Source organism: Rheinheimera sp. A13L, assembly GCF_000217935.1.
Lineage (GTDB): Bacteria > Pseudomonadota > Gammaproteobacteria > Enterobacterales > Alteromonadaceae > Pararheinheimera.
This window is the reverse complement of the sequence record NZ_AFHI01000012.1, coordinates 186,597-206,032: the sequence shown is the minus strand read 5'-3', so window position 1 is coordinate 206,032 and position 19,436 is coordinate 186,597. Positions and strand designations below refer to the sequence as shown.

The following is a 19,436-nucleotide window of genomic DNA, read 5'->3' as shown; positions in this document are numbered from 1 at the left end:
ATGCGTACCACTTTTAACATGAAGTACAGCCAGAGCCTGGATTCCATTTTAAGTACTCAGGACAAGTTACAAACTGCAAGCTTGATGCTGAATAAGCAAACCAAAATTTTAACTGCGGCTGATGACCCATCAGGTGCTGCCCGTGCTGTGGGTCTGGAAGCTACTATTCAGCAAACCAGCCAGTATCAGAACAACAATACTGCTGCCCGTAATAGTCTTGAGTTGCAGGAAACAGTGCTTAGCAGCATGCGTGGCGCTATGGACAGAGCAAGAGTTCTTGCTTTGTCTTTGGGCAACGGCACTTATGATCAAAATGATCGCAAAGCTATTGGCGATCAGTTAGGCAATATCCGTGATGAGTTGTTTGATTTAATGAATCGCAGGGACGAACTGGGTGGTTATTTGTTTTCCGGTTTTCAGGATCAAACTCAGCCCTATAGCCTGAACAGCGCCACTGGTGAATATGAATTTAATGGCGACGAAGGTCAAAAATCTATTCAGCTGTCTTTATCTATATCGATAGCTGCTAATGACAGTGGCCGCAGTATTTTTGACAGTGTGGATAAACGTTTTCAGACCAGCAATGCAACTGTAGGTGCTCCTGTGACGGCGGCGAAAGTCACAGTGGCCAATCAAAGTGTTTTTGATAATTTCTACAAGCAAAACTATGACGGTTTGACACCGGCTAACAATGATTACTCTGTGGTGTTTTCTGCACCATCTAATTATGAAATTCAACGTAATGGTGCGCCTCAGGTACCAGCTGTGACTGGCACTTACACTGCTGGTGAAGCTATAAACTATAAAGGTTTGTCTATTGATGTCACAGGTGCTGCGCCTGGAGGTACTGTGGATTTCAGTCTGCAACCACCAGAAAAAACCAATATTCTCAATTCTTTAACCGATTTAATTAACGGCATTGAAGCGGGCGATAGTGGGGATGCACTGAACGAACGTATTCTGGATGCCACAGTTGAAATTGACAACGCTTCTGCTAAAGTCGATTCAGCTGTGTCTTCTATAGGTGGTCGCTTAAATGTAATTGAAAGCATTTTTGGCAGTAATGAAGATGTACTCATTGCCACTAAATCCCACAAAGCAGATGTGGTGGAACTGGATTACAGCACAGGTATTACTGAACTTGTGAAGCAGGAAACTGCATTGCAAGCTGTGCAGGCTACTTTTAATCGGGTCACAGGCCTGAGTTTATTTGACTATATTAACTAAGCATTAACTAAACACTTTTCTCAACCCTTCTTCTCTGGCAGGACGCCTTTATGTCTACGCAAGAACTCTCTCGTTTTGATCAATTGTATTTACAAGCTAATGACTGGCCAGTGAATGAATTTCATCACTGGGACACGGTCAATTTTTCTGTTCTGGATCCACAAACTCAATTGTGCCTTTTAAATAGTTTTAGCCCCAATTCTGTGGCTGTATCTTTATGGCGCAAATTGCGATTATTGCTGCTGGGTGAGCACAGTGTAGATGAGAAAAAGCTACTGGAGCATTTTAGTAGCTTGCCTTTTTTGCAGCAGAATATGCTGTACAGTCAATTAATGCGGGCCAATTTTGTTGGTCAGTCCAGGGCTTTTGATTACGCGCCTTTGTACCAGTTGATGATTAAAAACTTTTGCCAGCAAAGTGCAGAGTTTTGCCAGGTCAGCCCGCTGATTGGCAATGGCAATGAAGAAATTGTGTTATTGCTGACCAATCAATTTGTCACTGCTCAGCATGGGCCTACTCTGACTATTTTAAATTACGCCAGTGCTTTAAAAGCTATGGGAAAACATCCGGTGGTGATTTGTTGCACCAGTGTGGCCAAGTCGTCTCATTATGTGTATCCGATGCCAGCGCCGGTTTTTTTTGGCACAGTGCGTAACGAATACTTCAAAGGCGACACTTTATTTGATTTGGATACGGGCAAGCAGCAGCCCAATGCAGGGGGCTCTGTGGTGAAATGCTGGGATCAATATTTTGATTTTATGCAAATTACCCCTATGGACGATGCAGAACATCTGGTTGATTTAGTTAATGTGATTAATCAAATCAACCCACGTTTTATAATTGGCGTGGGTGGTTTAAACCCAGTGCTGGAATTTATAGCCCAAAGCCGGCCAGTGCTGAACGTGCCTTGTGTCACATCTTTAGTGACGCCTTTATATGCGGTGCCTGTATTGCATCGTGAATTGACAGAAAAAGATCAATTAAGGGTTGAAGCCTTGTCTTTGTCTCAGCCTGTGCTTACCAGTCGTTTACCCTTCAGACTACGCAAGTTTGACTGTGTCAAAAGCAGCACAGTGACAGACAAAGTACTGAAGTTTGCCATTGTCGGTTACCGGCTCGAACACGAAATTCGCTCCGATTTCATTAACACCTTGTTGATGATTAAAAGGCAGCTTCCTCAGTCGGCTTTTGTCATTATCGGGCCTGATGCGATTGAAGGATTTCCACCTGAGTTAGAAGCTTGTAGCTATTTCAGCGGCAGAGTCAGCAATGCGATAGACCTCATTGCCAGTTGCCACTTTATGCTCAATCCAAAACGGCAGGGCGGTGGTACTTCTGCTATTGAAGCTTTAAGTCTTGGCATTCCGGTATTGACTGAAGCCTACGGTGATGTCTATCAGTACATTGGGGATGACTTTGTATTTTCATCGGATCAGGAACGACTGGATTTTATTCAGCGTTATCTGACAGATGCTGAGTTTGAAGCTGATTATGTGCAGACTTGTCTGGAGGCAGCAGCTAAAGCAACAGATAGCTTCGCCATAGTGCAGTCACTTCTGCTTGATTACGATAGTTACATCTACCAGCTTCAACATTAAGAAAGTGCAGAGCGAGCCGCCAGGTGTAGCTCTGCCTCATTGCTCTGTTCTATAAGTACTCAGACGTCCATTTCCTCAACTTTTTCACCTATTCAGCCATAAAACCAACATTTGAATTAAAGTTATGAAGTTGTGTGCCGATACTATAGTTAGCTGCAAAAATACCCGCAATACCATAGCCTAAGTCATTAAATTTATTCAATAAAATTAAAGAAAATCCTCAAGAAAAACCTCCTGACGTCGATACAGTAATTAAGCAGGGAACAACAAAATAATTACTCTGCAAATATAAAAAAACTCAGGAGATATATCATGGCTTTATTTGTTAATACTAACGTTTCGGCGTTAAATGCCCAAAGGCAACTAATCAATTCAGGAAAAGGTTTAGATACAGCGTTTCAACGTTTATCTTCAGGTTTCCGTATCAATAGTGCTGCAGATGATGCTGCAGGCTTACAAATCAGCAACCGTTTAACCAGTCAGGTGAATGGTTTGGACCAGGCGATAAGAAATGCAAACGATGGTATTTCATTATCTCAGGTCGCAGAAGGCGCGATGGATGAAATCACCAACGCCTTACAACGAATTCGTGTACTGGCAGTACAGTCACAAAATGGTATTAACAGTTCCAGTGACCGTATTGCATTACAAAAAGAAGTATCAGCATTAAAAGCAGAAATCAGCCGGATTGCAGCAACAACACAGTTCGGTGGTGTGAAGTTACTGGATGGTTTGTACTCTTCCACTTTCCTGGTAGGCGCTAACGCGGGCCAGACCATTAGTGTGAACATATCCAGAACTGGAGGCGGTTTTGGTTCATCAGGCTTAGGTATTGCAGGCTTAAGTATCAGTAGCTTAGCTGGTGCATCCAGAGCTCTGGCAAGTATCGACAGTGCAATTAACGTGATTGACTCCAAGCGTGCAGACTTAGGTGCGATTCAAAACCGCTTCCAGTCAACTATTCGTAACTTATCGAACATTGTAGAAAATATTTCGGCAGCCCGAAGCCGGATCAAAGATACCGATTTCGCTAAAGAGACAGCTGATTTAACTCGTGCGCAGATTTTGCAGCAGGCCAGTACTACCATCCTGTCCCAGGCAAATCAAAGACCGCAGGCAGCACTGTCTTTATTACAAGGTTAATTATTCAACAATAAATATTAGATATTGAATCGATCTTTAGTACGACTCCTGAGCTTTATGCTCTTTGGCCATGCGGCTTTACCGCATGGCCTTTTTTATTTGTATCTAATAGTGGAATGTTTATTTATAAATAAGTAGAGAAAAGGCTAAAGAAACAATATTGTTTGCCGATACAGTATTTGAGTGGATTAGATTAAATATAAAATGACGTATCCGCTTTTGATTCAATAAACGCTCAGGAGAAATGATATGGCGTTATTTGTAAATACCAATGTCTCGGCGCTGAATGCGCAGAGGCAACTAATAAATTCGGGGAAAACCCTGGATACCTCTTTTCAACGACTTTCGTCTGGTTTTCGCATCAATAGCGCAGCAGACGATGCAGCTGGTTTGCAGATCAGTAACCGCCTGACCGCCCAGATACAGGGCCTGGATCAGGCGATACGAAACGCCAATGACGGCATTTCATTATCCCAGGTGGCAGAAGGGGCCATGGATGAGATTACCAATGCGTTGCAGCGCATCAGGGTCTTGGCTGTGCAATCGCAGAACGGCATTAACAGTTCGGCAGATCGCGTAGCGCTGCAAAAGGAAGTATCGGCGTTAAAGACTGAAATCAGTCGTATCGCCACAACCACCCAGTTTGGTGGTGTGAAATTGTTAGACGGCATGTATTCAGCGACTTTCCTGGTGGGAGCCAATGCGGGCCAGACCATCAGTGTGAATATCTCAAGGACCGGTGGTGGTTTTGGGGCATCTGGGCTAGGAATAGCGGGCTTAAGTATCAGCAGTTTAGCTGGCGCCTCCAGAGCTCTTTCACAAATCGACAGTGCAATTAACGTGATCGACTCCAAACGAGCCGACCTGGGTGCGATTCAAAACCGCTTCCAGTCCACGATCCGCAACTTGTCGAACATTGTGGAGAATATTTCGGCTGCACGCAGCCGGATTAAAGATACAGATTTTGCGAAAGAAACGGCTGAACTGACACGCTCGCAAATATTGCAGCAGGCCAGTACCACCATCTTGTCGCAGGCGAACCAAAGACCTCAGGCTGCGTTGTCCTTGTTAGGAGGCTAACAGGACAACAGGGACTTAAGTCCACAGATTGAGAATACGCCTGACCAATGAAGCTGCAGCTTTAGAAGGCAGGGTACAAAACGAATAGCACTGGATCTGGAAGGCATTGGGCGCCGGATCCGTACGACCAACTTTATGGCACTGCTCTGACGCACCTATAGCGAGGAGCTCCTGCCAAAGGAAAAAGGAAAGGCTTTATGGCTACTTATTTACTAACCGGAGGATGACACCATGTCATTATATGTCAATACCAACGTATCAGCGATCAATGCACAACGTCAGTTAATTACTTCTGGCAATTCATTGGATACGGCGTTTAAACGTTTATCATCAGGTTTCCGTATCAACAGTGCAGCTGACGATGCGGCGGGTTTACAGATCAGTAACCGTTTATCAAGCCAAATCAATGGCTTGAACCAGGCCATCAGCAATGCGAACGACGGCATTTCTCTGGCACAAACGGCGGAAGGCGCGATGGATGAGATCACCAACTCTCTGCAGCGTATCCGGGTACTGGCGGTACAATCGCAAAATGGTATCAATAGTTCGGCAGACAGAGTTGCATTACAAAAAGAAGTATCAGCGCTGAAAACGGAAATCAGCCGTATTGCAACAACAACTCAGTTCGGTGGTATTAAACTGCTGGATGGTACGTTCTCCGCCAAGTTCCTGGTTGGAGCTAATGCCGGACAAAATATCAGCGTGAATTTATCACGCACTGGTGGGGGTTACGGTTCGTCAGGTTTGGGTATCAACGCGTTGTCGATATCCAGTGTAGGTGGTGCTTCAGCGGCATTAGCCAGTATCGATAGTGCAATCAAAACTATCGACAGCACAAGAGCGGATCTGGGTGCTTTACAAAACCGGTTCCAATCGACCATTCGTAACCTGAGTAATATTGTGGAGAACGTATCAGCAGCGCGCAGCCGGATCAGAGATACTGATTTTGCTAAAGAAACCGCAGAGTTGACTCGTTCGCAGATCCTGCAACAGGCCAGTACTACTATCCTGTCTCAGGCGAATCAGCGTCCACAGGCGGCCTTGTCACTGTTAGGTTAATTTTTTAAAAGTAGCCGAAATGACATGGTAATAAAAAACGGACCCCACAAGGGTCCGTTTTTTTTGCTTCATTAAAAACATGAAAAATGCACGAAATTTCTATTTGTTTAAAAAAAAATTTCACTCATAACTTTATGAAAAATAAAGAAAAGTGAATTTAATTGCCGCTGTGTGGAAAAAAATTGCCTTTTTTTACTAAAGTCCTGAAGTCAGTTGCCGATAGCTAGTTAAGCCAAATTGCAGTTTGGCGAGAATTGCGGGGTTCCGCTTAACACAAAAGGTTGTGCCAGGGTTTGCAGACCCGCCGCAACTTTAAGGAGTGACTTATGGCTTTAGCAGTAAACACCAACGTATCCGCGTTAAACGCACAACGTCAGTTATTAACATCTGGCAATTCACTGGATACCTCATTCAAACGTTTGTCTTCTGGTTTTCGGATCAACAGCGCAGCTGATGACTCAGCCGGTTTACAAATCAGTAACCGTTTAACCAGCCAAATCAATGGTTTAAACCAGGCTATCAGTAACGCAAACGACGGCATTTCAGTTGCTCAGGTGGCTGAAGGCGCGATGGATGAAATTACAACTTCATTACAGCGTATCCGTGTTTTAGCTGTACAATCACAGAATGGTATTAATAGTTCTGCGGACCGTGTTGCTTTACAAAAAGAAGTTTCAGCCTTAAAAACTGAAATCAGCCGTATTGCTCAGAACACTCAATTTGGTAGCATTGATTTACTGAAAGGTGACTTCTCTGCTAAGTTCCTGGTGGGTGCAAACGCGGGCCAAACGATTAGTATCAACCTGTCTTCTACAGCACCAGACGGTGGTTACGGTACTTCAGGTTTAGGTTTAGCTTCACTGTCAGTATCAAGTGTTGGTGGTGCATCAGCTGCATTGGCAAGCATTGACAGCGCGATCAAAACTATTGACTCAGCACGGGCAGATTTGGGTGCGCTGCAAAACCGCTTCCAGTCTACTATCCGTAACTTAAGCAACATCGTTGAAAACGTATCAGCTGCCCGCAGCCAGATCCGCGACACAGATTTTGCGAAAGAAACTGCTGAATTGACCCGGGCACAGATTTTGCAACAGGCCAGTACAACTATCCTGTCGCAGGCTAACACCAGGCCTCAAACTGCACTATCTTTATTAGGTTAATAGTGGCCTTTTAGGTAAAGCGTAAGGGGGCGACTACTTAATTAAAGTTTTCGCCTTGCTTGCCGATACAGAGGTAGATGCAAATGAGTTCAGTAATTACGGGTAATTTTGGTTATCAGCCAACAGCCCCCAAAGCTGCTGCTAATGTTGCAGTTGAGCTGAACAAAATGAAAAGTGCTCCTGAGACTGCTGCACCAGAATCCAAACTAAAGGCTGAGCCTGCACAAGCAGAGCAAGCCATTACAGAGGATGAATTAGGTGAAGCTGTTGAGAACATTAACCAGTTTGTTAATTCTCAGGGACGTACTTTAAATTTTTCTGTTGATGAAGAGTCCGGAAAACCAGTAGTGAAAGTGGTTGATTTTGAAACCAAAGAAGTAATTCGCCAGATCCCGTCTGAAGAAGTACTGACCATGGCCAAAGCAATCAAAAGATTACAGGAAGATCTGGGGTCTTCGACAGGTTTGATGATCGATAAAACGATATAAAGAGAGGATGAATCATGGCTATCCGGTCATTAGGTGCAGCATCAGGGCTTGATCTTGAAAGTCTCGTTACACAGTTAGTTACAGTGGAACGGAACAGTAAAGTCAGTCGTCTGGACACCACAAAAAAGGAGCTGGATTCATCGCTTTCTGGTTTTGGTAAATTAAAATCTGCGTTAACCAAATTTAAAGACACAGTGACTGCTTTGGGTGACGATAAACTCAGAGCCAGAACAACCAGTATTAAACAACCCACAGACACTAAAACTTACCTGGAAGCGACCTCCAGCAGTACAGCTGCACCTGGTAACTTTGATATTAAAGTCAAATCGCTGGCTACAGGCAGCCGGATAGAAAGTGCGGACGAAGCTTATACCAGTGCATCTGCAGTGGTCAGTGCTACAGCCGGCAAATTAACTTTCAGTGCTGATGGTAAAAATTTTGATGTAGACGTGACCGCTGGTATGACCCTGGATCAGTTCCGCAAAGCCGTCAACAATGCCGATGGTAATTTTGGTGTCAGTGCCAACATTATTAATGCCGGCGATGGCATAGGCACTAAATTAGTGCTGACATCATCAGTCACTGGTTTGGGAAATGGTTTAAAGATTACTAACGATAACGCCGACCTTAACAGCATTTCAACCAGAGCTTTTGGCAACGATACTGACGGTTCGGGTGGGTTGGGTGAAGCTATCGCAGCGGGTAATGCCGAAGTGGTGATAGACGGCATCAGCGTATTCAGTAAAAACAATACTTTTACTAATGCGATTCAGGATACTGAGCTGACAGTGCTTGCAGTGACGCCTGATGATAATAACGCCACTTTATCTATAGAAACAGATAAAAAAGCGGCTGAAACTAAAATCAAAGCCTTTATGGACGCCTACAACGGTTTGTTGACTGAAGTGAACAGCTTAACTAAAAACCGCACCATAGGGGATGACGGTAAAACTGTCGTCGCTGAAGGTGGAGCTTTAAGCAGCGATCCTATGGTCCGCAGTATTATGAGCCAGGTTACCCGAACTTTAGGTAGTGCTTTTTCTTCAGGTGGCGATGAACTAAACAACTTATATGCCTTGGGTATTACTTTTAATGACCAGGGTAAAATGGAAATTTCCAGCACTCGTTCCTTTGGTGCAGATTCAGGCCGTGAACGTTTCGATAAGGCGCTGGAAAATAACTACGATAAAATTGCTGATTTATTTGGTGCTTCAGGTGGTATTACCAAGTCACTGGATAAAGTGATTTCCCAGTTTACTGACCGTGATGGCTTATTAGTGAACAAAGAAGACTCACTGAAGTCACAACTGAAAAAAAATTCTAAAGATCGTGAAGCTTTTGAACGATATATAGTGAGCTACGAAGAAACCTTGCGTCAGCGTTATGGGGCTTTGGACTCTACTTTGGGTCAATTACAAAGTACCTCCAGTTACCTGGTGCAACAGTTGGCAAACTTGCCACGATATGGTAGTTAACAGGAGCTTGCCATGAGTTACGGTATTAAGGCCTATAAATCTGTAGGCGTCAAAGATGATTTAGCAGTTGCCGATCCGCACCGCATTATTCAATTGTTAATGCAGGGTTCGCTGGAAAATATGGCCAAAGCGAAAGGCGCTATGGAGCGCAAAGATTTCGCTGAAAAATCCCGCACAGTGTCCAAGGCCATGAGTATTATCTCAGCCTTACAACATTCGCTGGATATGGATGTAGGTGGTGAGGTTTCACAGAACTTATGGTCATTGTATGACTTTATGGTGAATCACCTGATGCAGGCCAGCCGCGAAAGCAACCCGGCAAAAGTAGACGATGTGATAGACATCATGATCAAAATTAAATCTGGCTGGGATGCTATTCCGGTAGAAGACAGACAAAAAGGCTTCCAGTTACTGGCCGAGCGGCAAAGCCAGGTCGCTTTGGCATCTGCTTAATGACAGATCTCATCGCTAATTTACAAGCCAAGCGCCAGCAAATAACCACTCTGCTGGCGCAGGAAGAATACCCCACTGAAGAATTTGCATTGTATTGGCAGGAGTTTGATAAGCTGTTGCGACAACTCTGCGAAAACCCACAACAAACACCTGATTTACAAAGTATATTGGCAGATAACTTGCAGTGGGTTAGTCTTATCACTGAACAAGTCACTTCTGAGAGAAGTACAGTAGCTGCCAGGATGTTGCAAGTACGCAAAGGTAAAAAAGCGCATCAAAGCTACGGAGACAATAATTAAGCAGGTGCCAGGCCTTTATGCTGAAATATATTAATTACCAAATCCTCGATAACACCGACCAGCAAGAAGCTCTGGAAAAACAAGTCTCAGTCACTATAGGGCGAAACATTCGCCAGAATATTGACGCCTTTCGGCAACATATCCCCAGTTTAGTCAATGTTATTAATGAACATGAAGTTCAGCAGCACTCCTTATTTTGTACTAAAGATGCTGAACTGAATATTGTCGACTTTGCCACAGGGCGAGTGTTTTACCAAAGTTTAGCCAGACAAGAAGTACTGACTGAGGTGCAGGAGTTTTATTCTCATGCAGCTTACTTTAACCTGCAAAGCAATACAGATGATTTAACCTGGCGTCATCAGCCATTACCGCAAAAAGTGGATGTATTGTTGGTATTTGGTTTGGGTTTGGGTTATCACCTGAACGAGCTGGTAATGAACTGCGCTATTCGTTATCTGGTGGTGTATGAGCCTAATGTAGATATTTTACTTTGTTCAGCTCAGGCCAATAATTGGCAACAGTTATTGGATACAGCTACCAGCATGGGCACTCATATCTTTTTGCAGATTGGCTCTGATGCGACCGCATTGCCAGCAGAGCTAAAAGAGCTACTGGATTTTGATCAGGCGCTCGACAAGGTCTTTGTTTATCGTCATCAGTTTCACCCTATGATGGACGATGTGATCCGTTATGTGCTGCAGCATTCCGGCAATCAAGATGCTCTGACTCAAATAGGACATCAATTTACTGAATACAAAGATTATGCAGATTACGTGTCTGAGCGGGCAGGTAACTTATTAGGGCATTACAAAGCACAAGACTATAAAACTGAACAAGCACAGGCGTTGTACGACGCTAATATTGAAGCTTTGCAGAAGTTTTATCCTAAAGTGCATAAGGCTGTACTTGAACACAAAACCAGAGCATGGCAATTGGTGGCTGACTCTCAGGGTAACCCTAATCTATATCATCAAAAACGTAATGCGCTTTTGCATCAGGATCTACCCGATGAATCTGCACAATTAGTTGACTATTTTATTGAGCATCCTTTTAAAGACGATGTAGTACTAAGTCAGAGAACAAGCTACAAATTCAGAAACTATCTGCATTTTTCTAAAATTGCTGAATTGCAGCCACTTATTGAAAAAATACTGACGCAGGAAAGTAAACTGCCTGAGCAAGTTGAAACTCTGATTGTTTTTGGTATTGGTTTAGGCAAACACATTGAATTGTTATCTCAACAACGTCAGATAAAAAACCTGTTCTTGTGTGAGCCTAATCTGGATTTTTTTGCTGCCAGTCTTTGGGTAACGGATTGGGCTAGTATCATTCAGCAGGCTGATAGCGATGGCAGCAGGATTTATCTGAATCTCGGCGGCGATGGCAGCCATTATTTCTACGATTTAATGTCACAGTTTTATCAGGTGGGGGCCTATTCTATAGCTGACACTTACATGCTAAGCAGTTATTACAATGTTGGTATGCAAAAAGCGATAGCAGATTTAAGAGCTGAATTGAAAGTAGTATTGGCTATGGGCGAATACTACGACCATGCGCGTTTTGGTATTGCTCATACCTACCATAGTTTGCATTCGGGGCAGCGTTTTCTGAAAAATGCCAATCACGATTATAAACAGCTTCCTGCTCTGGATTTACCTGTTTTTATTGTTGGCAATGGTCCTAGCCTGGATCAGTGTTTTGAGTATATTAAAGAATACCGTGATCAGGTGATTCTGATCAGTTGTGGTACAGCATTAAAAGCTTTGCACAAAAATGGCATCTGTCCTGATTTTCATGCTGAAATTGAACAAAACAGGGCCACCTATGATTGGGTGTCTCAAATCAAAGATAATGCCTATTTAAGCCGGATCAATTTGATTAGCGTGAATGGCATTCATCCGGACACCAGCGCTTTATTTAAAGCTACCTATTTGTGTTTCAAAGATGGTGAAGCTTCAACCTATGTTTTTCACAATGGTATGAGAAAAAATGGCTATCAGGTTGCTTCACTTGCCTATGCGTACCCAACAGTGACGAATATGGTGATGAACTATGGCATTAAAGTGGGCTGGAAGTGCTTTTATCTGTTTGGTGTTGATTTAGGTTTTGTTGATATCAACCGTCATCACTCGCAGCATTCAGCCTATTTTAAAGTGGATGGATCACAGGCTTACAACTATCAGGCACATCACGGTGGTGGTGTGCCGGCTCCAGGCAATTTTCGGCCTCAGTTGTATACAAAACCAGAGTTTGATGTATCCAGAAAGCTGCTAGAGCAAGCAATAGCTAAGGCTGGCAGGAAAATTGAAGTCTATAACTGTAGCGATGGTGTAAAAATTAAAGGCACAATACCATTGCTGCCCGAAAATATTTTATTGGAGTCAACCACAGCTGAAGAGAAAGACAGCAAGTTGGAGCTGTTGCTGCAGCAGGCATTTTATCCAGCTCTGCCAGAGCTGGCGGACAATATTTATCAGCTGTTTTCTCCTGAGTTATACCGCGCTTCGATGGAAACATGGCTCGAGCTGTTAGCGCAAGACGCCACGGATATTTTGTCTGCCCGTGCTCTGATCAGTGAACAGTGGGCTTTTATGCGTTCCCGCGCTGTGACGGACAAAGACATTACCTTCTGCCTGTTCCATGGTAGCGCCAATTTTATTGCTGCGGTTCTTACTAAAATTGCGGCGAATATCAATACTGAAAATGAGCTCGCTTTGGAGACCTTTAATCATGTTCTGGTTATTTGGAGAGGGTATTTAGAGCTGGGGATGAGGTTATATTTAGCCGAGCCTCTGGCATTGGATCAGGTTGATGTCACTTATCTGTTTTCACCTCCTCAGCCTGTAAGCCAATCAACTTAATTGAGGATTTAACCGCATCTAAGCTTACTTAATCTAGCGGCTGATGTTTATAACGTTTTTCATTTGCTCTATTGTTGTAGTTTTTACTTTGAAGCTTACAACACTTAGAGTGGGGCTAGTACAACAGTGTTAAATTTGTGCTGGTCACTCAACTTTGATTGGTTAATTTCTGGTAAGGGTGACTACCTTGGCGTCGCCCTATTGAGTATTGATAAGCGCAGTTTGCTTTCCGCAGCATTAGCTATCTTTTTGCGAGGTCTTAGAATGACGAAACAGATAACTAAGAGGATATTTTAAGTGATACAAACACATAAAGATCCATTGTTTTCATTAGTTATTCCAACACGAAACCGTGCTGAGCTAGTGGGTTATTGTTTGGCTTGTATAGCACAACAAGACTTTTATAGCTTTCAAGTAATACTGTCTGACAATGGTTCTCATGATGGCCTTTGTGATAAGCAGTTTGCTGCATACAGCGGCGACCCTCGGTTTAAATACGTTCGTCCACCGCGTGAAATGAATATGTCTGAGCATTGGGAATTTGCTGTATCTCAGGCGACAGGTGACTATGTCGCTATTTTGAGTGAGAAGTTCATGCTGCGTCCTGATGCGTTGGCTGTTCTTTCTAAGCTTATTGATAAGTATCGGCCTGAGCTTTTAACTTGGCAGTTTGAACGATTTGAAGTACAGGGGAATGATGTTTCTAAGGGGCATTACCATCCATTGATGAAACCTGTAGTTCCAAGTTTTTACGATCCCGCAGCTGAGTTAAAAAGACGCTTCAGTTTTGAAACTCCATCTTTTTACAGACCGTTGCGGCATAAAAATAGTTACGGGAAAATGTACTCAGGCTGTGTGAAAAGATCTGTACTCTCTAAGGTTAAATCTCACTTTGGCCAGGTATTTCCAGCTTATAACCCAGATTTCACATCAATGGTAGGCATTTTAAATGAATGTCAGTCTGCGATGGATGTGGGGCAAAGTTTGATGATGGTTGTGTTTGCCGAAGGAATTTCAAATGGTGATGCAACAAAAGTATCTCTAAATACAGTAGAGGTTTTTCTAAAAACATACAATGAGTCTGTAGGGTACTACGCAAATCAGGGGCTGTTTAAAGGGTGCTGGGTCGGGCATAACAACTGTATTGCTATTGATTACCTTCGGATGAAACAAAATGCCAGATATGGCCCCTTGGTTCATACCCAGCTAAACTCCGTTAATTTGTTAAGTTGGATGATATCTGACTTTTATGATGTTTCAGATTTCGGATCTTTTGATAAAGAGCTACTCGAATGTCACTTACTTGGTTACAAAGACCAGCTTTCCTTGAAGCAGCAAGAACGAATTGATGCCAACCTAAAGATGAAATATACAGCAGGACCTTGTTCCTACGAGATTTTTCATGCTGGCTTAACGAAAATGGATGATATGCCGGAGAGATTGTCTGCCGCCGACATGGCCAATATGCATTGGGTCGAGTTTAATGCGCCACCGCGTAAAAATGTTTTATCGTCGGGTGAAAATATTCTTGATGCAGTTAATTATTTTTATCTTTACAGCGTAGCAAGTTGTGCCTTGCTCAAGCTTTCATAAATCGATATGGCAGTTATCCCTCAAAGCTGAGTTTGAAAAATGGGTTAAGCAAAGCTAAGAGATTTTTCTATTATGAGTTGAAGTAGATCCTAATTCACGGGCAATTTTCTCTTTATACACCGTAATTTTTTGGCCTGGTTTATGCCCGTACTGTGTAATAGCTGATATGAGATACCGGATGATGTTGACTCGGGCAATTATTTGGAACCTTCAGTTAAACTAAAATACGACTTGTCTGCTGTGGAGGCGTCATGACTAAAGCTGTAATTCTTGCGGGGGGGTTGGGTACGCGGATCAGTGAAGAATCGCACCTGCGACCTAAACCTATGATCGAACTTGGTGGTAAGCCAATCTTATGGCACATCATGAAAATTTATTCAGCGCATGGTATCAATGACTTTATTATTTGCCTCGGTTACAAGGGGTATATTATCAAAGAGTATTTTGCCAACTACTTTTTGCATATGTCAGATGTAACCTTTGATATGGCCGCCAATACGATGGAAGTACATGAAAAACATGTTGAACCTTGGCGGGTTACATTAGTGGATACCGGTGAGAATAGTATGACCGGAGGTCGTCTGAGGCGTATTAGAGATTACGTAGGAAACGAGACATTTTGCTTTACTTACGGCGATGGTGTTTCTGATTTAGATATTAGTCGAACTCTGGAGTCCCATAAAAATGCCGGAAAAATTGCCACAGTGACAGCTATTCAACCACCAGGACGTTATGGTGCCTTAGATATACAGGGCTCGTCAGTTATCAATTTTCAAGAAAAGCCTGCTGGAGATGGGGCTTGGATTAACGGCGGTTTTTTTGTGCTTGAGCCGCAGGTATTTGATTATCTGCACTCAGATCAGGATAGTTTTGAAGGAGAGCCTTTATTAAGATTAGCCAACGAAGGGCAGCTAAACGCTCACCAGCATAAGGGGTTTTGGCAGGCGATGGATACTTTGCGAGATAAAAATCAGCTGGAATCCTTATGGGCAAGTGGTCAAGCCCCCTGGAAGCAATGGTAATGACCATGTTTGCAGATGTGTTTCGCGGTAAAAGAGTCTTGCTAACAGGGCATTCCGGTTTCAAAGGAAGCTGGTTAGTAATGTGGTTGGAGCAGCTAGGAGCCCGGGTTTATGGAATTTCTTTAGGTGCTCCGACTACACCATCTCATCTAGAACTACTTGAGCCTTGTTGTGAACATTATGTTTTGGACATTCGGGATCAGGTCGCCTTGCACAGGGTTGTGACTGATATTCAGCCTGAGTTAGTACTGCATTTGGCGGCTCAGCCCTTGGTTCGTCAGTCTTATTTAGATCCCACTGAAACTTGGCAAATCAACCTTAATGGCACTATGAATTTGCTGGAAGCTTGTCGTCAAACTGCATCGGTGAAGGCTGTTTTAGTGGTTACCACTGATAAGGTGTACCTGAATAAGGAGCTGCGCACAGGTTATGCCGAAGAGGATCCTTTGGGAGGGTATGATCCATACAGTGCATCGAAGGCGGCCTGTGAAATATTGGTGCAAAGTTATAGACAGAGTTTTTTTGCGAAAAATGACGTTCTCGTCGCCACTGCCCGCGCGGGCAATGTAATTGGAGGCGGAGATTGGTCAGAAGACAGATTAATACCTGACATTATTCGAGCTTCGGTTTTAGGGCGGCCGCTGACTATTCGTTATCCTGATGCTGTAAGACCTTGGCAGCATGTGTTGGACTCTTTGTCTGGTTACCTTTGTCTGGCTGCCAAGCTACTTGCTGGCGACAAAACTTGTGCCAGAGCATGGAACTTTGGACCAGCATCGGATGCTGTATTCAGTGTTCGTGAGGTTTTATTGGAAATGCAACTTTATTGGCCAGAGCTTCGTTGGTTGCAGGAAACGGAAGCACAGTTACAAGAAACTGGTTTATTAATGATCAAGAGTGAATTGGCTCAACGTGTTTTGGGGTGGGCGCCGGTCTGGGATTTTCAGCAAACTGCATTGCAAACCGCCTTTTGGTATCAAAACTACTATCAACACAGCACAGTAATAACGCAGCAGCAGTTAGAATATTATCAAGAGTGTGCCTGTGAACAAGGGGTTTTATGGGCAATAAATTAATAGTCACTGCGACTAAACTAGCAGGAGTAATGTTGGTTCAGTCAGGCCGTCATAATGATGAACGAGGCTCTTTCAGTCGCTGGTTTTGTCAAGAAGAGTTAGCGCCATGGATGGGGGGGCAAACTATTCGCCAAATCAACCATTCGGTGAATCTGAAAACAGGTGCGGTACGAGGAATGCACTTTCTTTATCCGCCATTACGTGAATTTAAGTTGGTGCGTTGTATCCGTGGGGCCGTTTGCGATGCTGTTTTAGACTTACGTCGAGGCTCGACAACTTTCTTGCAGCATCAGTTGTTTGAGCTGGATGAGCAGAACGATCAAATGCTGGTCATCCCTCCTGGTTGTGCTCATGGTTTTCAAACTCAGCAAGATGACAGTCAACTTTTATATTTGCACACTGCAGACTATAAGAGTGATTATGATGGTGGCTGTAGGACTGACGATCCCAGGGTTAATATTTGCTGGCCTTTACCTGTCAGCCTGATTTCCGCGCGTGACTTAGGCTTTACTTTATTATCAGAGACATTTGAAGGACTAATTGTATGAAGTGCCGGCACTGCCTGAATCAATTGACACTACCTTTGGTCGACCTTGGAATAATGCCTCCTTCAAATGCCTATTTGAGTTCAGAACTTAAATTCATTGCAGAAGCGGTATATCCGCTAAAAGTCTGGGTCTGCCAGCATTGCTGGCTGGCACAAACGGAAGACTTCACAAGAGCCGATGAATTATTTACAGAAGACTACGCTTACTTCTCTTCAACGTCGAGCAGTTGGCTGGAACACGCCAGACAGTTCTCCGACGATGTTATCCAGAAGCGGCAACTGAGAGCGGACAACTTTGTGGTAGAAATCGCTTCGAATGATGGTTATTTATTGCGTAACTTTGTCGCTGCCGGTATTCCTTGTCTCGGCGTAGAGCCAACAAAAGCTACTGCTCTGGTTGCCCAACAATCAGGTATTGATGTTGTCTCGGACTTCTTCGGAGTCTCATTGGCGAAGCTGATAAAACAGCAATACAGCAAAGCAGATCTAATTATTGCCAACAATGTTTTGGCTCATGTACCGGATATTAATGATTTTGTAGCTGGTATTGCGGACTTGTTGGCATTGGACGGGGTATGTAGCTTTGAATTTCCACATTTGCTGAATTTATTACGCTACCATCAGTTTGATACCATATATCACGAACACTACTCATATCTTTCAATCCACAGCGTACGCTCTATACTGCAAAAAGCTGGTTTGCGCGTGTGGAAAGTTGAAACTTTGCCTACTCATGGCGGAAGTCTCAGGGTTTGGGCTTGTCTTGATAACTGCAGTATAGAGCAAGAACCAAGTGTGCAGTATATGGTGAACAGTGAGATTGAATTTGGTTTGACCGATGTGTCTGTCTATCAGGGATTTCAGTCTCATGTCAATCAAATCGCTACGAGTTTAAAGACGTTCTTACAACAAGCAAAAGAGCTGGGTAAGCTTGTGGTCGCTTATGGTGCAGCAGCAAAAGGCAATACGCTATTAAACTATGCAGGTATTCAGGCTGATGACCTGCCCGTGGTATTTGATGCGGCAAAGTCAAAGCAAGGACAGTTTCTGCCTGGTAGCCATATACCTATCCTACCTCCTGAACAACTGAGTGCTTATCAACCGGATTATGTATTGATATTACCATGGAACATCCGTGATGAAGTTATACAACAACTGGCGGGACAGCTGCCGGAACATTGTAAGTTCGTTACCCTTATTCCCGAGTTATCGATCATATGAAAAACAAGATTATGTATACCAAGCCATCTATTGGTGAGTTAGAGATAGCTTATGTCACGGACGCAGTCACTCATGGTTGGGGAGACAAGTGTTATGACTATATAAATAAGCTTGAACGCAATTTTTCAGAGTATTTAGGCGTGCGCTATGCCATAGCGACCTCTAGCTGTACAGGTGCTTTACACATGGGGATGGCGGCCTTAGGTATAGGGCCCGGTGATGAAGTTATTTTGGCTGACACCAACTGGATTGCCAGTGTCGTTCCGGTTGTGCATCTGGGAGCAACTCCAGTCTTTGTTGATATAGACCCGGATAACTGGTGTATCAGTGTTCAGCAAGCTGAACGCGCGATAACCTCAAAAACAAAAGCCATAATAGCAGTCCATTTATATGGCAATCTTTGTGATATGGATGGTTTAAGGCAATTAGCGAGAACGTATGGACTTGCCTTGATTGAAGATGCTGCAGAAGCTTTAGGTTCGGAATATAAAGGAAACAAGGCTGGCAGTATGGGGACATTTTCCGCGTTCTCATTTCATGGCACTAAAACCATGACTACAGGAGAAGGAGGTATTTTTGCGACCAATGATGAAGCTCTATATCAAAAAGTTTTGACTTTGAGTAACCATGGTCGTAAAACCGGACAGAATAAACAGTTTTGGCCGGACGAGATTGGTTTCAAATATAAGATGTCTAATATCCAGGCTGCATTGGGGTGTGCGCAGTTAGAACGCATTGAGGAATTAATTACCGCAAAACGTAAAGTTTTTCATCGTTATGCCGAATTAATGAAAGGGTTGCCTAGAATTCAGCTGAATCCTGAATCACATGAATGTGTTAATTCTTATTGGATGCCGACTGTCGTTTTTTCAGAAGATAGTGGCATTCATCAGAAACAGCTACAGGAAGCGTTTTTAGCAGAAAACATTGATGCCAGAGTATTCTTCTGGCCTTTGTCAGCTCTGCCTATGTTTAAGGAAAATAAGTCAAACACGAATGCATATTCTATTTGTCAAAGGGCAATGAACTTGCCAAGTTTTGTCGATATATCAATGGACGAGCAGAAAAGGGTTGTTGCCGTGCTGACTGAATTAATTACAAAAAATATTAAGTAGTTTTCGGTCTCCTTAAAGG

General features: G+C 43.5%; 17 protein-coding genes. All 17 read left to right on the top strand.

All coding sequences use genetic code 11. The features are described from left to right. The 17 genes from flgL to RHEIN_RS08310 all read left to right on the top strand — a co-directional run bounded on the left by flgL (position 1) and on the right by RHEIN_RS08310 (position 19,417). Positions 1–1,227, top strand: coding sequence for a flagellar hook-associated protein FlgL (gene flgL, locus RHEIN_RS08390; protein ID WP_008898550.1), 1,227 nt, complete (start codon positions 1–3; stop codon positions 1,225–1,227). 50 nt (positions 1,228–1,277) lie between these two features. Then, positions 1,278–2,825 (top strand): glycosyltransferase family 1 protein, encoded by a 1,548-nt coding sequence (locus RHEIN_RS08385; protein ID WP_008898549.1) that lies wholly within the window; start codon positions 1,278–1,280, stop codon positions 2,823–2,825. A gap of 312 nt (positions 2,826–3,137) precedes the next feature. Continuing rightward, on the top strand, positions 3,138–3,968 hold the full coding sequence (locus RHEIN_RS08380; RefSeq protein WP_008898548.1) for a flagellin N-terminal helical domain-containing protein: 831 nt from the start codon (positions 3,138–3,140) through the stop codon (positions 3,966–3,968). Positions 3,969–4,217: 249 nt separating this feature from the next. After that, on the top strand, positions 4,218–5,048 hold the full coding sequence (locus RHEIN_RS08375; RefSeq protein ID WP_008898547.1) for a flagellin N-terminal helical domain-containing protein: 831 nt from the start codon (positions 4,218–4,220) through the stop codon (positions 5,046–5,048). 231 nt (positions 5,049–5,279) lie between these two features. Further along, positions 5,280–6,107, top strand: a complete 828-nt coding sequence (locus tag RHEIN_RS08370) for a flagellin N-terminal helical domain-containing protein (RefSeq protein ID WP_008898546.1) — start codon at positions 5,280–5,282, stop codon at positions 6,105–6,107. 326 nt (positions 6,108–6,433) lie between these two features. Beyond that, positions 6,434–7,267 (top strand): flagellin N-terminal helical domain-containing protein, encoded by an 834-nt coding sequence (locus tag RHEIN_RS08365; protein WP_008898545.1) that lies wholly within the window; start codon positions 6,434–6,436, stop codon positions 7,265–7,267. An 83-nt stretch (positions 7,268–7,350) separates the two neighbouring features. After that, positions 7,351–7,755 (top strand): flagellar protein FlaG, encoded by a 405-nt coding sequence (locus RHEIN_RS08360; protein ID WP_008898544.1) that lies wholly within the window; start codon positions 7,351–7,353, stop codon positions 7,753–7,755. 14 nt (positions 7,756–7,769) lie between these two features. Further along, positions 7,770–9,230: a flagellar filament capping protein FliD gene (gene fliD / locus RHEIN_RS08355; protein WP_008898543.1), complete on the top strand. Its 1,461-nt coding sequence runs from the start codon at positions 7,770–7,772 to the stop codon at positions 9,228–9,230. Between the two features lie 12 nt (positions 9,231–9,242). Next, positions 9,243–9,683, top strand: a complete 441-nt coding sequence (gene fliS, locus RHEIN_RS08350) for a flagellar export chaperone FliS (protein ID WP_008898542.1) — start codon at positions 9,243–9,245, stop codon at positions 9,681–9,683. Beyond that, a complete protein-coding gene (locus RHEIN_RS08345) occupies positions 9,683–9,982 on the top strand; it encodes a hypothetical protein (RefSeq protein WP_008898541.1) in 300 nt (99 codons plus the stop codon). The genes fliS and RHEIN_RS08345 overlap by 1 nt, the downstream gene beginning before the upstream one ends. 17 nt (positions 9,983–9,999) lie before the next feature. Further along, positions 10,000–12,843: a 6-hydroxymethylpterin diphosphokinase MptE-like protein gene (locus RHEIN_RS08340; protein WP_008898540.1), complete on the top strand. Its 2,844-nt coding sequence runs from the start codon at positions 10,000–10,002 to the stop codon at positions 12,841–12,843. A gap of 297 nt (positions 12,844–13,140) precedes the next feature. Then, positions 13,141–14,436 (top strand): glycosyltransferase family 2 protein, encoded by a 1,296-nt coding sequence (locus RHEIN_RS08335; RefSeq protein WP_008898539.1) that lies wholly within the window; start codon positions 13,141–13,143, stop codon positions 14,434–14,436. Between the two features lie 251 nt (positions 14,437–14,687). Beyond that, entirely contained in the window at positions 14,688–15,458 is a 771-nt protein-coding gene (rfbF, locus tag RHEIN_RS08330; protein ID WP_008898538.1) for a glucose-1-phosphate cytidylyltransferase, read from the top strand. Further along, on the top strand, positions 15,422–16,534 hold the full coding sequence (gene rfbG, locus RHEIN_RS08325) for a CDP-glucose 4,6-dehydratase (RefSeq protein WP_008898537.1): 1,113 nt from the start codon (positions 15,422–15,424) through the stop codon (positions 16,532–16,534). Before rfbF ends, rfbG begins: the two co-directional genes overlap by 37 nt. Beyond that, entirely contained in the window at positions 16,519–17,082 is a 564-nt protein-coding gene (locus tag RHEIN_RS08320) for a dTDP-4-dehydrorhamnose 3,5-epimerase family protein (RefSeq protein WP_008898536.1), read from the top strand. The genes rfbG and RHEIN_RS08320 overlap by 16 nt, the downstream gene beginning before the upstream one ends. Continuing rightward, positions 17,079–18,302 carry a class I SAM-dependent methyltransferase gene (locus tag RHEIN_RS08315; protein WP_008898535.1) on the top strand — a complete coding sequence of 408 codons (1,224 nt, stop codon included), beginning with the start codon at positions 17,079–17,081 and terminating at the stop codon, positions 18,300–18,302. Before RHEIN_RS08320 ends, RHEIN_RS08315 begins: the two co-directional genes overlap by 4 nt. Further along, positions 18,299–19,417, top strand: a complete 1,119-nt coding sequence (locus RHEIN_RS08310; protein WP_008898534.1) for a DegT/DnrJ/EryC1/StrS family aminotransferase — start codon at positions 18,299–18,301, stop codon at positions 19,415–19,417. Before RHEIN_RS08315 ends, RHEIN_RS08310 begins: the two co-directional genes overlap by 4 nt. Positions 19,418–19,436 lie beyond the last annotated feature (19 nt).

What these genes read in the sequence shown, in the direction of transcription:
- rfbG (WP_008898537.1), top strand. Translation starts at nt 15,422, where the DNA reads ATGGGCAAGTGGTCAAGCCCCCTGGAAGCAATGGTAATGACCATGTTT.
- flgL (WP_008898550.1), top strand. Translation starts at nt 1, where the DNA reads ATGCGTACCACTTTTAACATGAAGTACAGCCAGAGCCTGGATTCCATT.
- RHEIN_RS08370 (WP_008898546.1), top strand. Translation starts at nt 5,280, where the DNA reads ATGTCATTATATGTCAATACCAACGTATCAGCGATCAATGCACAACGT.
- RHEIN_RS08340 (WP_008898540.1), top strand. Translation starts at nt 10,000, where the DNA reads ATGCTGAAATATATTAATTACCAAATCCTCGATAACACCGACCAGCAA.
- fliD (WP_008898543.1), top strand. Translation starts at nt 7,770, where the DNA reads ATGGCTATCCGGTCATTAGGTGCAGCATCAGGGCTTGATCTTGAAAGT.
- RHEIN_RS08345 (WP_008898541.1), top strand. Translation starts at nt 9,683, where the DNA reads ATGACAGATCTCATCGCTAATTTACAAGCCAAGCGCCAGCAAATAACC.
- RHEIN_RS08380 (WP_008898548.1), top strand. Translation starts at nt 3,138, where the DNA reads ATGGCTTTATTTGTTAATACTAACGTTTCGGCGTTAAATGCCCAAAGG.
- rfbF (WP_008898538.1), top strand. Translation starts at nt 14,688, where the DNA reads ATGACTAAAGCTGTAATTCTTGCGGGGGGGTTGGGTACGCGGATCAGT.
- RHEIN_RS08320 (WP_008898536.1), top strand. Translation starts at nt 16,519, where the DNA reads ATGGGCAATAAATTAATAGTCACTGCGACTAAACTAGCAGGAGTAATG.
- RHEIN_RS08375 (WP_008898547.1), top strand. Translation starts at nt 4,218, where the DNA reads ATGGCGTTATTTGTAAATACCAATGTCTCGGCGCTGAATGCGCAGAGG.
- RHEIN_RS08360 (WP_008898544.1), top strand. Translation starts at nt 7,351, where the DNA reads ATGAGTTCAGTAATTACGGGTAATTTTGGTTATCAGCCAACAGCCCCC.
- fliS (WP_008898542.1), top strand. Translation starts at nt 9,243, where the DNA reads ATGAGTTACGGTATTAAGGCCTATAAATCTGTAGGCGTCAAAGATGAT.
- RHEIN_RS08365 (WP_008898545.1), top strand. Translation starts at nt 6,434, where the DNA reads ATGGCTTTAGCAGTAAACACCAACGTATCCGCGTTAAACGCACAACGT.
- RHEIN_RS08315 (WP_008898535.1), top strand. Translation starts at nt 17,079, where the DNA reads ATGAAGTGCCGGCACTGCCTGAATCAATTGACACTACCTTTGGTCGAC.
- RHEIN_RS08385 (WP_008898549.1), top strand. Translation starts at nt 1,278, where the DNA reads ATGTCTACGCAAGAACTCTCTCGTTTTGATCAATTGTATTTACAAGCT.
- RHEIN_RS08310 (WP_008898534.1), top strand. Translation starts at nt 18,299, where the DNA reads ATGAAAAACAAGATTATGTATACCAAGCCATCTATTGGTGAGTTAGAG.